This is a genomic window from Paenibacillus antibioticophila, assembly GCF_000455265.1.
In the GTDB taxonomy this organism is placed as follows: domain Bacteria; phylum Bacillota; class Bacilli; order Paenibacillales; family Paenibacillaceae; genus Fontibacillus; species Fontibacillus antibioticophila.
Map to the genome: position 1 here is coordinate 2,629,968 of NZ_HG005139.1, position 14,895 is coordinate 2,644,862.

Consider the following 14,895-nt stretch of genomic DNA (forward strand, 5'->3'; position numbering starts at 1 on the left):
TGAATTGAGAGCTCATACGACGAAACAAGTGCTGAAAAGCAATTAAATTGCTGAATTGAGAGCTCATGCGCCCTTTTGAGCGGCTTGCTCCCTTGTCAGAACTTAGTCGAATCAGAGAAATCCGCTAGCAACAGTGATCATAAGACGCAGCATCATTAACAAGGACTCTGGGACAGCCTCTAAGTCGAACCTGCTATTTATCGTCGATCTTCAGTACTGCCATGAAGGCTTCCTGCGGAACCTCGACATTACCGACCTGCTTCATCCGCTTCTTGCCTTCCTTCTGCTTCTCAAGCAGCTTGCGCTTCCGCGAGATATCCCCGCCGTAGCACTTGGCAAGCACGTTTTTCCGCATGGCCTTGACCGTCTCGCGGGCAATAACCTTTGTTCCGATCGAGGCTTGAATCGGCACCTCGAACATTTGACGAGGAATCAGTTCGCGAAGCTTCTCGCAGATAACCCGTCCGCGATGATACGCGCGCTCCCGGTGCACGATGAAAGACAACGCATCGACTTGCTCTCCGTTCAAGAGGATATCCATCTTGACCAGATTGGACTGACGGTAGCCGGACAGCTCGTAGTCGAAGGAAGCATACCCCTTCGTGCTCGATTTCAATTGATCGAAGAAGTCATATACGATCTCCGACAACGGGACCTGATAGATAATGGTGACCCGTGTCGTATCCAGATATTCCATATTAACGAATTCACCGCGCTTGCCCTGGCAAAGCTCCATAACAGTTCCAACATAATCGTTCGGAACAATAATGCTTGCCTTAACAAACGGCTCTTCCACATACTCGATCTTGCCAACCTCAGGATAATTCGAAGGGTTGTCAATTGAAATCTGTTCTCCGTTGGTCAAGGTGACATGATAAATTACGCTCGGCGCCGTTGTAATCAGCGGAATATTGAATTCACGCTCAATGCGCTCCTGGATGACATCCATGTGCAGCAGACCGAGGAATCCGCAGCGGAATCCAAAGCCCAGCGCACTGGAGGTCTCGGGCTCGAAGCTCAGCGAAGCATCATTCAGTTGAAGCTTCTCCAAGGCCTCGCGCAAATCATTGTAGTCCGAAGTCTCAATCGGATACAAGCCGCAATAGACCATCGGATTGATCTTCCGGTATCCTGGCAGCGGCTCTGCTGTTGATTTCTTGGCATCCGTTACCGTATCCCCGACCCGGGTGTCCCCCACATTCTTGATCCCGGCTACGATAAAGCCGACATCGCCGACGCTAAGCTCGTCCACTACAGTCATCCGCGGTTTGAATGCTCCGACCTCAATAACCTCAAACGTTTTGTCGGTCGCCATCATCTTGATCTTGGAGCCTGCCTTAATATGACCATCGATGACACGCACATAGACGATAACTCCTTTATAAGGATCATAATGCGAGTCAAAGATGAGCGCCTTCAGCGGCTGATCAGGATCTCCTGTCGGGGCCGGAACCTTCTCAACCACCTGCTCCAGAATTTCCTTGATTCCGATACCCGCTTTTGCAGAGGCAAGCACGGCATCACTGGCATCCAAGCCGATAACATCCTCCACCTCCTGCTTAACGCGGTCAGGATCAGCGCTTGGGAGATCAATTTTATTAATAACAGGCAATATTTCAAGATTGTTATCCAACGCTAAATATACATTAGCCAGGGTTTGCGCCTCGATTCCTTGCGCAGCATCCACGACCAGCAATGCGCCTTCACAGGCAGCCAGGCTTCGGGATACTTCATACGTGAAATCGACGTGTCCCGGCGTATCGATCAGATTGAGTATATACTCTTCTCCATCGTCCGCACGATAAGACAAGCGAACCGCTTGCAGTTTAATTGTAATACCGCGCTCCCGTTCCAGATCCATCTGGTCCAGAACCTGCTGCTGCATTTCTCTTGAGGAAAGCGCTCCAGTATATTCCAGGATCCGGTCGGCCAAGGTCGACTTTCCATGGTCTATATGTGCGATAATACAAAAATTACGAATCTTCTTTTGTCTTTCCCGAATGTCAGTCATTCTTACCCCCACCACAAATCCTCGTAGTCAATCAATTCATTATATCAGTTGAGAGGGGCGGCATCAACGCTTCAATTCCTTTGTCGAGGAGCGGAGGACAAGTTCGGCCGAGACGAGTATCTTCTCCCGAATCTGATCCGGGCAGTCAATTCGCTCAAGCAGCTTCCGGACCGCGCGTTGTCCCATCGACTCCTTAGGCACATGGATTGTGGTGAGCATCGGCGAGCTGCGGAAAGCATCATCAATATTATCAAACCCCGTAACACTAACCCGTCCCGGCACATCGATTCCAGCATGCCGGAGCGCATCCACGACATGAAGAGCAATCGCATCATTCGCACAGATCATCGCGGTTGGCATTGTTCCTCCTCTCAGCCTTTCCTCCGCCCACTGCTGCACAAGGGAGACATACTTTTCTCCCAGCTCTACATTGGTCGGCTGAAGCATTGGGTCATCCTTGCTTGGCATCACCAGTCCGTTAGCCTCCATCGCCTCCCGGTACCCTAGCCAGCGATCCCGGAAGCTTCGGGAGAAGGAAATATCCCCAATAAAATGCAACTGCTCATGACCAAGCTCAATTAGATATTGACAGAGACGCATCACACTGTCAGCATTGTTCGCAAATACAGTATCTGTCGGAATCAACGCATCCTCATGATCGACCAGTACCATGGGAATTCCAAGCCGGTGTACCTCCAGCAGAAGAGAGGACTCGATGTTGCCCACGCCGATCAGTCCCAATATCCCCTCGGGGTTGAGGATGTGGCTGAGATCCTCGGCTCTTGATTCGGAGATTGTCATCATTCCGATCCCTAGAGACTCCAGCTCTCTGTCGATTCCCTCCAGAATTTTACCCCAATACAAAGACTCCCTCGTCTGAAACCGGTTGTTCGGCATCAGGACAATGACCGATTGTCTCGACGAGCCGGCTGCAGGCGCGGAAGCCCGCGACAAAGACCCGTGCTTCATATAAGCATTCTTCTGATTAAAATAACCCAGCTGAGATGCTGCTTGAATGACCCGGTCTTTCGTTACTTCATTCACGCCTCCCTTTCCGGACAAGGCTTTCGACACGACAAATTTGGATACCCCCAAATGGTCGGCGATATGTTGCATCGTAACCTTCTTCACTGAATAACCCCCGACATTAATCCGTTAGTAATAATACTATCATTATTATAACAAATAGCTGTCTTTGAGGTACGCCTTGCTGCACAGTTCTTATTCTCCGGAATCAAACCAGGATGAGACCCAATGAATACTCCTGCTGGATAACTGCTGAAGCAGGCTTGCCGTTTTGTCCGCAAACCGGTCAACGGCAGGAGCCTGCGGGTCCGGCAGCAGCAAATCAGCCGGGGTCTGCAGTCCATCCGCTATTTCCTCTACGGAGGAGGGCAGCTGTGAGTCAGCTCCGCCTTGAGCAGAGTCAGTCTGCTCAGGAACCATAAAGTATCCGGTCTTGCCGTCCGGAGTTATAAAGGTATACACCTCCTTGATCGGGTTCGCCGCAGCAGAATTGGCTTGCTGCAACCCGGACCCGTTCTCAGGCCCGGTTGTTGCCTTCGAATCCTGCGGGCCCGGTGAGGCCGGCTCCGATATTTGCATTCCGAGCGTGACTCCTGCAGCCAGCAGCAGCACATACAGCAGTGTTTTCTTAAGCGATTTCCCCATCAGTAACACTCCTTCCTTCCGGACAGCAGAATTGCATCAGGACTGATGATTGCTTTGAATTTGATTCCCGTTACCGTTACTGCCGCTCTGTGTCAACGAACCCGCCTTCAATGCCTCCTGGTTCTCCCAATACAGGTCGGAAATAATCTGGGCCAGCACCTTTGCTGTCCGTTGGAGCTCTTCCTCCGTATTGTCGATTCCCCCAACCTCGATCAGGATGCTTTGCGGTGACAGTGACTGATTGTACTCGCCATTCCCCTGCGAACTCGTCTTGCCCCAGATTCCTCTTGAGATCCCCGGGTAAGCTGCCTCCAAACGATCATGAATCTTATTCGCAAAGGATTCGTTCTTACGCCAGTTTTCATTTCCATGTCCAATGATGAAATACACCTGGGCATAGGAAAGGCCATCAATCGTGGTGGTCGTTTTATCATGCCGCTGTGAATCGCGGTGAATATCAATGAAGTATTCCAGCATCCCGTTTTCAGCCATCGCAGCCTTTACCGTCTCTCTGGAATATTTATATGAATAGTTATAGCTGTAATTGCTAACTGTAGCAGCATAGTTCTTGAACGAATGCAGGGTAGCTATCCCTAAGCGCTCCAGCTCTTCGGCCATAAACTCTCCGACCAATCCGACATTTTTCTTTTCTTCCGCTGAGCTCGGGTTATCTATGTTGGTACCGAGAATAGGATTGTAGGATTCCTGGGGATGTGAATGGTAGATCATGACGACATTTTTGTAGCCTGGCTGGTTTGCCGGCTGCTGATCAGGATTGGTTGGCGGTTGATTCTGTCCATCCGTCTCCGTTGGGGGGATGTCATTCTGGTCTGGGTCGGTGGTTCCCAAGTCAGGCTCTGAATGCTCGGGAGCCGTATCGGATGCCCCTGAGCCGGGATGATAATCCTCCGGCGCCTGGACGGTCTTATTCCCTGAACCAATACGAAGCAATACAGGATTGTCCGCGCCGAGGCCCGGAACCTCGCGGGCTACCAGGCTTTTCGGATCCGAAGGATTTACATCCGTCAACAATTGGAAGACAAACCGGGAGACCTGTCCGGCAGATATAGCCGGACTGTCCGAATCACCTCCTGAATGCGGGAGCTCCATGCCTATCATTTCGATGAAGAACTGGCTGGACAGTGAAGCCGCGAGCCCCTTCATCGACGATACGGGAGAGGTATGCAGATGCTTCTCTGCGATCCCGAACGTACCCAATAGAACAAAAAAGACAACCGACATCGCCGACATCAACAAAAAGGTGCGCCCCATTACAAGCCCTTGCAGCAGATTCGCTCTGATTTTCCCAATATTCCATGCTCTGAACTTCATTATGTGTTATCCTCCTCCAGCCAGTACGCTTAGGCTCTGATCTCATATACTTCAAATCTATGAACCTATCGGAGAGGATAGAACTTGCTATTATCATAAAAATAGAAGTCCGCGAGAATGCGAACTTCATAGAGAGTTAGTGGGTGTAGGCCGATATGTTTTCCCGATTAACCGCCTCATGCAATGCAAGATTCAGGCCGTTGGCGATCACGTTGGCGATATCTTCAATAAACTCGTCGATTTCTTTAGGCGTCACGATCAGATCGTGCCCCAGCGGCTCCAGCACTTCCTTGACCAATCCCAAGCGTTCGCTTTCGCTTAACTCGGTCAATAGCCCAAGAATTTGCTTGGTCTGCACCTGTTGTCCGCCATCCTGCTCCTGGTCGAAATGGGTCTTCATCATATCGAATACATTGTTCACGATGGTGGAAGCATAGCACACGGTGGGCACTCCGATGGCGATGCAAGGCACTCCGAGAATCTCACGGGTCAGTCCCCGGCGCTTATTCCCTATGCCTGAGCCCGGATGGATACCGATATCCGCAATCTGGATCGTCGTATTAATCCGTTCCAGTGAACGCGAGGCAAGCGCATCAATGGCAATAATGAGATCCGGCTTTGTACGTTCCACAATCCCTTGCACAACTTCGCTCGACTCGATGCCGGTAATTCCCATCACTCCAGGAGCAATCGCGCTAACCGGACGGTAACCCGGAGATACCCGATCCGGGGTCAATTCAAAATAGTGGCGGGTGATCAGCACATTCTCAACGACAAGCGGACCCAGCGCATCCGGAGTCACATTCCAGTTCCCAAGCCCGACAATAAGAGCCTTCGCTCCTCTGGCAATACCAAGCTTGTTAAGAAAACCGCTGAATTCTTTGGCGAACGCTTCGGCTACCTTGTCCTGCAGCTCACTGTCCTGGCCCCGCAGTCCGGGGACCTCAATGGTAATGTAATGCCCTTTGATTCTGCCGAGCTTGGCTGAAGCAGCCTCATCCAGCACATCAAGACGAGTAATCTTAATACCATCCTGTTCTTCAACCTGCTCTGAACTCCAGGGAGCGGCCCGCCATGGATGGTCTCGGCAAGCTCCCGGGATTCCACAGCCAGATCGGTGCGAACCGAGTATTTTTGCAAATCCAGTGTCATTGGATCACGCCTCCTTTTTCTTGCTCGCAGCTATAGTTTGCGAGACAGCGCAGACAATTATTCACGATTAATTCCACTTACGGCCGTGCCGAATTGTTTGTAGGAACTGATTGCAATTTGCTAGGCATCGTGATAAACTATTTTAAGTTGTGAATCATCTGGGATGATATATGCTTTACAGGAGGTGAATGCAATGCCAAACATTAAATCCGCAATTAAACGCGTAAAAACGAATGACAAGCGCCGTGCGCTGAACGCTTCGCAAAAGTCTGCTCTTCGTACTGTTGTTAAAGCTGCTGACACAGCTCTGGCTAACAATGAAGTGGACACTGCAAAGTCTGCTTTCGCCGCTGCTTCCAAAAAATTGGACAAAGCCGTTACTAAAGGTTTGATCCATAAAAATGCAGCTGCCCGCAAGAAGTCCCGCTTGGCTAAAAAATTGAACGCCCTTACGTCGCAAGCGTAAGCGTCGCTTTTTATAAACTTAAGCTCAAAAAGACCTGAACGATAATCGTTCAGGTCTTTTTGATGATATCAGCAAGTATAAACTTCGGAGCATGAGTTCATTATCCCCTTAAGCGCCTAGTCTGAGCAGGAACAGCTCCAGGCCCAGCACCTTATCAATTCCGCCGCTTTTCATCTGGTAGTCAAGCTGCGCAAGATCGGATAAGATCCCCTTAAGCCGCGAAGGCTCAAACTTTCTGGCTTGTTCACCTGCAATTTTAACCGCATAAGGATGCAGGCCCAGCTGCGAAGCAATTTGCTGCTGCGAATAGCTCTGTCTTGCCATATCCTTCACCTGAAGCATAATCCGGAACTGCCGGGCAATCAGGGAAGCAATTTTGATGGGCTCCTCCCGCTGCTTCAATAATTCGTAGAAAATATCCAGCGCCTGTTCAAGGCGCAGGTTGGCAATATGCTCAACCATCACGAATACATTCTGCTCTGTTGTCCTGGCAACAAGCTGTTCAATAACCGCAGAGTCAATCATTCCGCCTTGCCCGGCATATAGACAGAGCTTGTCTATTTCAGTAGACAACGGGGACATCTGGACGCCTACCGTCTGAACTAACGCCTCGGCTGCCTCACGGCCGATTCGGCTGCCTCTCTTCTCAATCTCCCGAATCACCCAGTTTGTTAATTCGCTGCCGCCCAGCGGCATAAAGGAAAGCACCGTACCCGCCGCCTTCACAGCCTTAACGATCTTCTTACGCTCATCCAGCTTGTCTCCTTGTACCAAAAAGACAATTACACTGTGCTCCGCTGGATTGGACAGATAAGAGGTCAGCGCCTCAACTTTATGTTCGATCTTGCCGTTATCCTTCCCCGTGCCAAACAGCGACACATCGCGAACCAGAATCAGCTTCCTCTCTACAAGGAAGGGAAGCATTTCGGCTTCTTCCACAATCATCTCAATCGGCGTATCAGCCAAGTCATAGGATGCAAGCGAGAAGTCCCGCTGCTCCGGATCCGTAATCTGCGACTGCAGCAGACTGACGAATTCTTGGATCTGATATTTTTCCGTACCGTAGCATAAATAAATCGGGGCAATCTGCCCTTGCTTGATTTGTTTCAGCACTGTCTTGACGTCCATCATGCAACTCCCTCAGGTTTCTAAGAACATGCTCAAATACCTATATAAGTTGGTCTAAGAAGAGTACGCCGCTGGGGGGCAACGTGTGAAGTGCTCTTCCGATCGCTGTTGTTCGCGAATTTCTCTGACTGAACTAAGCCATCATAAGGTAGAAATCCACTCACAAAGGCGAACGCTAACGCTCAATGCTTCCGAAGTAGCTTTCTTGCAGAAAGCTTTTAGCACTTCACACTTATGCACATTCCACGTAGCTTCTTTCCAACTCAACTATCTCTATGATACTGTGAAACGACGGATTCGTCCAAGTTTTGCCCGGAAATGCAACAAAGGAACCTTCGCTATGCGAAAGTCCCTTTGTCCCAGAGCATCTATATAAACGCAGGCCGGAAGGCTCTAGAAACAATCCCGCCTGCGGTCATACGACGTTCAGGGTGTAGCTCTTTACCGTACCTTGATATAACCTATTCCATATCTTCTGAAAAGGTGCCACCGGTTGGGGCCCGTTTTCTTTATCTCTGTATTTCTAACGAACAGGCTGAAGGGTATAGGAAGCAGATACTCCGTCCTTCTCTACAATATAAGTAAAGACTGTTCCATCCTCAGACCACTCGCCGCTAACCCAATCTCCTTCTACAGGCAAATCCGTAACCATGGTTGAGCTGTCGAACTCATTCCGGTACAAATACAAATGCTCATCCAGATATTTCACCAGGAAGAGCCCATCCGGAGAAGTCCACTCATCCGGCATCGCAAACCTGGAGATCCCCATCATCATTCCTCCATCCTGCAAATCTCCTTGCTGTTCAGCAATGCCTTCATTTTCCTGGATCAGAGGAGGATCAGAGGGCCTTTCATCCCTTACGGCATCTTCCGAAGCATCAGCGCGGTTCGCGGCAGATGTATCTTCCTTGTTGGCCAACTTCTCATTTTCTTGGCTGGTTGGCTTTTGTTCTGAAGAAGACGATGGGCTCTTCTGATTCGGGACTGGGGAATCCGGCTGCTCCGGAGCTGTCCCCGTCGAATGGCCGGAGTCAGCAGTCGGACTGCTGTCTGCCGTGCTTTGTTCATCTGCAGCTGGTTTATTATTATCAGATGCCTCAGGCTCTGGAGTTGCTGATGAGGCATCCTGAGCCGCTTCTTCCTGTGCACTGCCGGATGTCATATGATCTGCATCCGACGACTGGCCCATATCCTGTGCAGAGGATTCAAGCGATGAATTCTCACTCGTGTCCATTACGGAATAAGAAGCTATCTCAGCATCGCGAACGGTACGCGGCTCTACCTGATAAATAAACACACCCAAAATCACTGCCGCCGCCAGACCGAGCGCGCCTGTACGATAAGCACGGCTGCGGCCTGAGGTCCGCTCGCGCCGGCGATTGACCGGCTCAGCAGCCATTGTCGCGGCAGGGATCTCCTCTGACGCGCTGCCTTCTTCCCGGCGGCCAAGATCAAGCGCCTCAAGCTGCGGGAGGATCGCATCGACAAGGCTGTAACGCGGGGCCAAAACCGGAAGCTCCTCCAATTGGGCAGACAGCTCCTTGAGCATAGCGAACTCTTCCTTACAATCACGGCAGTTCTGAATATGCTCAAGCAGCGCGGAGCTCTCTTCCTCGCTCAGATCATGGTCGATATAACGATGCATCCATTCCACCGCCTCCGAGCATTTCATCCTGATACACCACCTTTCTGATAATCTTGAAGTAATTGCTGAAGCTGCTGCCTGGCTCTGAATAAATAGGATTTCACCGTATTCAGCGGCAGATTCAGACTATCGGCTATTTCATTGTAAGAGAAGTCCTGCAAGTACCTTAGTACAACGACCATTCGATGCTGTTCGGGTAACTGATCAATCGCATCCCGGATGTCTTGAGCCAGATAACCGGACATGACCTCGCGTTCTACGCTTTCCTTTCCCTGAAAGACCATTTCATGCTCATCAATGGATACGGTCGGCTTAGCCCGGCGAAATTTGTCGATACAGATATTCGTTACGATACGTTGAACCCAGGTCTTGAACTGCGCCTTCTCCTCATAAGAATCAATTTTTGTATAAATGCGGATAAGTGCTTCCTGCGCAGCATCCATAGCATCCTGTTCATTTTTTAGAATGTAAAAGGCCGTAGTATATACATGATTCTCAATTTCTCGCAATAGGGTGATTAGAGCGTCGCGATCGCCCGATTGAGCGGCTCTGACGAGTCCTTGCTCCACCACAAAGGCTCCCCCTCTCTTGCAACCTTACAGACGGGATCGTCCCGAAATATGTTGCAATGTTGTTACTATTATTTTTGATAAATTCCTGATTAACTCACCTTAGAATATCAAAAAAAATAGATTGCGTCATCCGCAGGCTGCTGGAAGATCAGTACGCCTCATTTAAAGCCTGCCACTTGCTCCGAACATAGAGCCGCCCCTGTAGAATTCTGAACTGAATTCCTCCGTTCAAATCGGTCCGATAAATCCGGCTGCCTGTTGCTTCAAGCCGTTCGACAACACCGCTGTTAGGATGACCATACACGTTTGACCTGCCCGCTGAAATAATAGAAATTCCAGGCTGCACTTGGCTCAGCCATTCCTGTGTGGAGGAGGTCTTGCTGCCATGATGAGCCACCTTTAAAACATCGCTCCTAAGCTGAAGGCCCTTGATTGCTTGACTCTCCAGCTTCTCCAACATTCGCCGTTCTGCCTTAACGTCCATGTCTCCCGTAAATAGAAACGAAACCCCATCCATAGTCAGCCGGAACACTACTGATCGCGTATTCTGATCCTTAGTATAAGGAAAATTCGAGGTGATAAGCTCATCCTCCGGAGCCAGAAATACAAGCTGGGTCTTCTGATCCGGCTGTAATACCTGTCCTGTCTTAACAGCATAAATGGGGATATCCTGTTCTAAGGCCGTCCTCATGAGTTGATTCATCGTTGCCGAGTCTGCAAGGCTGCCATTAAGAAAAATCATCCCAACCGGGTAGCTATCCAAAACCGCCTGCAAGCCGCCGATATGATCCTGATCTCCATGGGTCAGCACCACGGCATCCAGCCGATGAATGCCCCGCTTTTTAAGCAGAGGGACAAGCGTCTTCTTACCTACCTCAAAAGGGTCTCTGCGCTGCCGCCAAGTATCGCCGGGCTTCCGGAAAGTGACGGTTCCCCCGCCGTCTACCAAAATATGAAGTCCGGCAGGCGTCGTAATCAATGCGCTATCCCCTTGTCCGACATCCAAAAACTCGACATACCCGGTTCCCTGGCGATAGTCAGATTGGAAGCCGACATAGAGAAGAACGCCCATGATAGCTGCGGCTGCCAGCGACATTCCAATATCGCGCCACGATCGGCGAGGCTCATTGAAGAAGGGAATCGGGCCGGGTGCTGAAGCTGGCCTCGGATCATGACCTGGGTAGGGCGGAAGCGGCACCGTATCCTCCTGCGTCAGAAGGCTGCCTTGATTCCGTTCCTGTTCCTTCGCAATGCCTGCTTCCCGTGACAAAAGCCAATACAGCACAACGTAAAAGGAGAGCATCCAGAGCAAGGAGGGAGATTTCCAATACGTCATGGACCCCATCCAGCTATTCAACCATTCCGTGATGACAAAGGTTAAGCGATTGAGCTGGATTACCGGGTAGGCAATAAAGCGGGCAAGCGGCATCCAGATCAGGCCGACCAGCAGAGCAGCCATCCCGCCCGGAAGAGAAACCAGGCTGACCACTGGAACAAGCACCAGATTTGCTGCCAGGGACAGAATCGAGACCTGATTAAAATAAAAAATCGTCAGAGGGAAGGAGACCAGCTGTGCCGCAACAGTAATGGCTACTGCAGAGCGAAATCGACCGGGCAGCCATTTTAGCCATGGCCTAAGCAACGGTACAAACACGATCAGACCGGCTGTTACGGCAAAGGATAGCTGGAAGCTCACATTTACAAGTAAATAAGGGTCCCAGATCAACATGACCAGACAAGAAGCGGAGACAAGGTGAAGGCCATCCTTCAACAATCCTCTGCGGAGCAGATACAGTCCCAGCATGGTCATCATTCCGGCACGGATGACGGAAGGGGTAAATCCTGTCAGCAGAACATAGAACGGAGTGAAGCCCAGCGCTAACAGCTGCGAGGACTCTTTAGTAAGCCTGCATAACCGGCAAAGCCCTAATAGCAAGCCAATATTGATAGCCACATGACTTCCTGATATCGCTAAAATATGACTAAGCCCCAGGTTCGTAAATTGAGTGTATTTATCAGGCTCCAGTTCATCAGCCAGGCCGATCAGAAGCCCCTTCATATATCCGCCCTGCCAGTCCGGGAATAGCGCGTCCACCTTCGCTCCAAGCGCTTGCCGGAGTTTATCAATATTGCCTAGCAGCTGCGGGGTTCCCCAGCCTCCGGTACGATTCAATTGCACTACCTCCGAAGCACCCTTGACCTTCAGAAGCCAATGTATCCGCTTATAGTGGAGATAGTTCCTGTAGTCGAAGCCGCCATAATTACTGGATATGCTTGGCCGTTCAAGCGCCCCTTGAATCCGGACCTCCTGTCCCCTCCCCCATAAGGCTGCTTCGTCCAGTTCCTCTTCCTTTGCCAAAGTTACCTGTACCAGAACTCTCTCGCCATCCACATTAGACAGCTTCGTCTCGGCAGGGAGCTGATCGATATCAGTGTGCTCAAGCTCCAGCTCAACTTCTCCCTTCAAACGGAGCGTAAAGGTTACCCGGTCGCCATCGATGTCCGGAGAAGACACAAGGATGCCTTGCATGGCAGCAGTCGATTTGTCAGGAAGGACGGATTGCCATATCCGTTCAAATGAGCCCGACAGCTTGCTTGTGTTAAGCTTGTCCTGAACCATCCAATATCCGGCAGCAGCTGAGAAAATAACCCCTAAAATCAGAAGCCTCTTCCAGGACAAGGAGCACATCATCCCGTACAACGGCAGCATCAGCACCATGCCTGCCCATAGCAGCCAGAACTCCGTTCCTTGCAACAAGCAGGCGGCTGTGCTTCCCACAATCCAAAAGCAAGCCGCCTGAACCAAGGGTCTCTGCTTCATAATGAACCTTCCTTTGTCGTTCAAAATAAAAAGAACCCCGCCTGTCTTTAGACAGATGAGGTCCTTCCTGCATCTCAATCAAAAACTTAATCCTGAATCATGACTACGGTCTCCGGGGGAGGTGAATAGGTATCCAGCCTTCTGAAGACGATGCCTTTTTGTTGCATCATTGCGGTTACCTTGCCCGTATCCTTCGGATAAGGACGGTGATAGACGATTTCTGTAATTCCGCTGTTCGCCAGCATATTGGCACAGGTCCAGCAAGGCTCGTCCGTAACATAAACGCTGGACCCCTCCCGATCTACGCGATCCGTGAACAGAAGCAGGTTTTGCTCCGCATGAATCGTCCGGATGCATCTTTGCTTCTTGATCACCTTCTCCTGGCCTTCTACAACGGTAACCTCGTAATCCTCCGCGATCATGCACCCGGCCTCCAGACAATCAGGGACGCCGGACGGGGCACCGTTGTATGCCGTGCCCAGCAGCTTCTTGCCCTGCACCAATACAGCGCCCACATGTCTGCGGCTGCAGCGCGAGCGGGTAGACACCATATAAGCAATATCCATGAAGTAGGTATCCCAATCCTTACGTGTCTCCGGACTTATCATAAGCAAATTCCTCCATTCCTACAGCCCGATATGCGGCTTCATTTTTTCCAGCATTTTATCTCCAATTCCCTTGACCTTCGTTAGATCCTCAATGGCTTTATATAACCCATGAGATGTTCTGTATTCGATAATAGCCTGCGCTTTCTTCTCTCCGATGCCTGGAATCTCCATTAGCTCTGTTATTGAAGCTGTATTAATAGAAATTACATTGGATGCTGCAGCCGGAGTCTCTGATTGAGAAGTCTGCGGCAACGGCGTGGCTGCAGACTTCTCAGCAGCGGCTTGTGCTTGGAGCGTATCCGTAGCAGTCGGCCCCGTCTCCGGTGGAGTCGTTGTCTCGACTTTCGGCTCGGCAGCCGTCTCTTGCAGCGATACAGCGGCGGCAATCTCCATATTCAGCGGAATCCAGTCATCGATAATCCGGTCTTGGCGGTCTCCAGCCGCAAACCATACCAGTGCTGCTCCTGCGATCGCCGAGATCAGTGATGTGATGACGTACCCTTTTCTAATCATTGGCATCCCCCGACCTTAAAATTTCCATGAAATAAGTCATGAATATGCATTCTGTGCGCATAAACCTACTATATCAGGTTATATATTATGAGGTTGCATACGGAAGGGGGAACAAGGATGAAAGTAGCCTTCATCGGAACTGGATCGATGGGAAGCTTGCTGATTGAAGCTTTCCTGCGTTCCGGTGCGTTGCACCCGCATTTTATTTATGCCAGCAATCGTTCCCGGGAAAAAGCAGATGGGCTGGCCAAGCGTTATCCAGGTCTGCGCGCCGTGAGCAGCAATGTGGAAGCCGCTGCAGGGAGCCAGATTATTTTCCTGTGCGTAAGGCCGCTGGATTATCCGCTTATTCTGGCAGAGATCGCCGACGTGCTGGATGAAAATCAGATCGTCGTGTCAATAACAAGTCCTGTCCAGATCGAAATGCTTGAAGGAAGAATTCCGTGCAAAATTGCCAAGATTATTCCGAGCATTACACACTCTGCCTTATCCGGGGCATCGCTATGCATTTATGGACAGCGCATATTGCCCGAGGATCGCTTATTGCTCGAACAGCTCATGTCGTCCATCAGTGAGCCCGTAGTGATTGATGAGTCCGAAACGCGCATCGCATCAGATATCTCGAGCTGCGGTCCTGCCTTCATTGCCTTCATCCTTCAGGAATGGGCCGAGGCCGCTGCAAGACATACCGGCCTTGAGTATCACCACGCGATAAGGCTTGGAGCAGAAATGCTGCACGGCACAGGCAAGCTGCTTACCGGGGGCGGCTTCTCTCCGGAAGAGCTGCAACGCCGGGTAGCGGTTCCCGGGGGAGTGACCGCCGAGGGAATCGCTGTGCTAAGAGCCCGTCTACAGCATGTATTCAGCGCATTGATCGAGACGACACACCGCAAATTTGAGGAGGATCTAAGCAAGCTGGATCAATCGTTTACAAAACAGGCAGGTCAGGTCTAGTTCATCCCGTTGAAGGATGTAC

Annotated in this window: 12 protein-coding genes and 1 pseudogene; 2 read left to right on the forward strand and 11 right to left on the reverse strand. The window is 50.7% G+C overall.

Features of this window, described 5'->3' with window-relative positions:
• Positions 1-193 precede the first annotated feature (193 nt).
• The 5 genes and pseudogenes from lepA to gpr form a co-directional block, all read right to left on the reverse strand.
• Positions 194-2,011 carry a translation elongation factor 4 gene (gene lepA, locus TX85_RS12120; protein WP_044479350.1) on the reverse strand — a complete coding sequence of 606 codons (1,818 nt, stop codon included), beginning with the start codon at positions 2,009-2,011 and terminating at the stop codon, positions 194-196.
• 63 nt (positions 2,012-2,074) lie between these two features.
• On the reverse strand, positions 2,075-3,142 hold the full coding sequence (locus tag TX85_RS12125; RefSeq protein WP_233500695.1) for a LacI family DNA-binding transcriptional regulator: 1,068 nt from the start codon (positions 3,140-3,142) through the stop codon (positions 2,075-2,077).
• Positions 3,143-3,232: 90 nt separating this feature from the next.
• Positions 3,233-3,682: a hypothetical protein gene (locus tag TX85_RS12130; protein ID WP_044479351.1), complete on the reverse strand. Its 450-nt coding sequence runs from the start codon at positions 3,680-3,682 to the stop codon at positions 3,233-3,235.
• 36 nt (positions 3,683-3,718) lie between these two features.
• The gene (locus tag TX85_RS12135; RefSeq protein ID WP_187375142.1) at positions 3,719-5,014 is read right to left on the reverse strand and encodes a stage II sporulation protein P; all 1,296 of its coding nucleotides are present in this window, start codon (positions 5,012-5,014) and stop codon (positions 3,719-3,721) included.
• 136 nt (positions 5,015-5,150) lie between these two features.
• Positions 5,151-6,166 (reverse strand): annotated as a pseudogene (gpr, locus tag TX85_RS12140) (GPR endopeptidase).
• Positions 6,167-6,359: 193 nt separating this feature from the next.
• Between gpr and rpsT the strand changes: the two are divergent.
• Positions 6,360-6,632, forward strand: coding sequence for a 30S ribosomal protein S20 (gene rpsT / locus TX85_RS12145; protein ID WP_044479353.1), 273 nt, complete (start codon positions 6,360-6,362; stop codon positions 6,630-6,632).
• Positions 6,633-6,740: 108 nt separating this feature from the next.
• Here rpsT and holA read toward each other — a convergent pair whose 3' ends face one another.
• From holA to TX85_RS12175, 6 genes are all read right to left on the reverse strand, one after another.
• Positions 6,741-7,760 (reverse strand): DNA polymerase III subunit delta, encoded by a 1,020-nt coding sequence (holA, locus tag TX85_RS12150; protein WP_044479354.1) that lies wholly within the window; start codon positions 7,758-7,760, stop codon positions 6,741-6,743.
• Between the two features lie 523 nt (positions 7,761-8,283).
• Positions 8,284-9,432, reverse strand: coding sequence for a zf-HC2 domain-containing protein (locus tag TX85_RS12155; RefSeq protein WP_044479355.1), 1,149 nt, complete (start codon positions 9,430-9,432; stop codon positions 8,284-8,286).
• Positions 9,429-9,977: an RNA polymerase sigma factor gene (locus tag TX85_RS12160; RefSeq protein WP_044479356.1), complete on the reverse strand. Its 549-nt coding sequence runs from the start codon at positions 9,975-9,977 to the stop codon at positions 9,429-9,431. Before TX85_RS12160 ends, TX85_RS12155 begins: the two co-directional genes overlap by 4 nt.
• A gap of 148 nt (positions 9,978-10,125) precedes the next feature.
• Positions 10,126-12,798, reverse strand: a complete 2,673-nt coding sequence (locus tag TX85_RS12165) for a ComEC/Rec2 family competence protein (protein ID WP_049894911.1) — start codon at positions 12,796-12,798, stop codon at positions 10,126-10,128.
• A gap of 86 nt (positions 12,799-12,884) precedes the next feature.
• Complete coding sequence (locus TX85_RS12170; protein WP_044480028.1) at positions 12,885-13,403, reverse strand: deoxycytidylate deaminase; 519 nt, start codon at positions 13,401-13,403, stop codon at positions 12,885-12,887.
• A gap of 21 nt (positions 13,404-13,424) precedes the next feature.
• Positions 13,425-13,919, reverse strand: coding sequence for a ComEA family DNA-binding protein (locus tag TX85_RS12175; RefSeq protein WP_049894912.1), 495 nt, complete (start codon positions 13,917-13,919; stop codon positions 13,425-13,427).
• A 117-nt stretch (positions 13,920-14,036) separates the two neighbouring features.
• Here TX85_RS12175 and comER point away from each other — a divergent pair, with 117 nt between their 5' ends.
• Positions 14,037-14,873, forward strand: a complete 837-nt coding sequence (comER, locus tag TX85_RS12180; protein ID WP_044479358.1) for a late competence protein ComER — start codon at positions 14,037-14,039, stop codon at positions 14,871-14,873.
• Positions 14,874-14,895 lie beyond the last annotated feature (22 nt).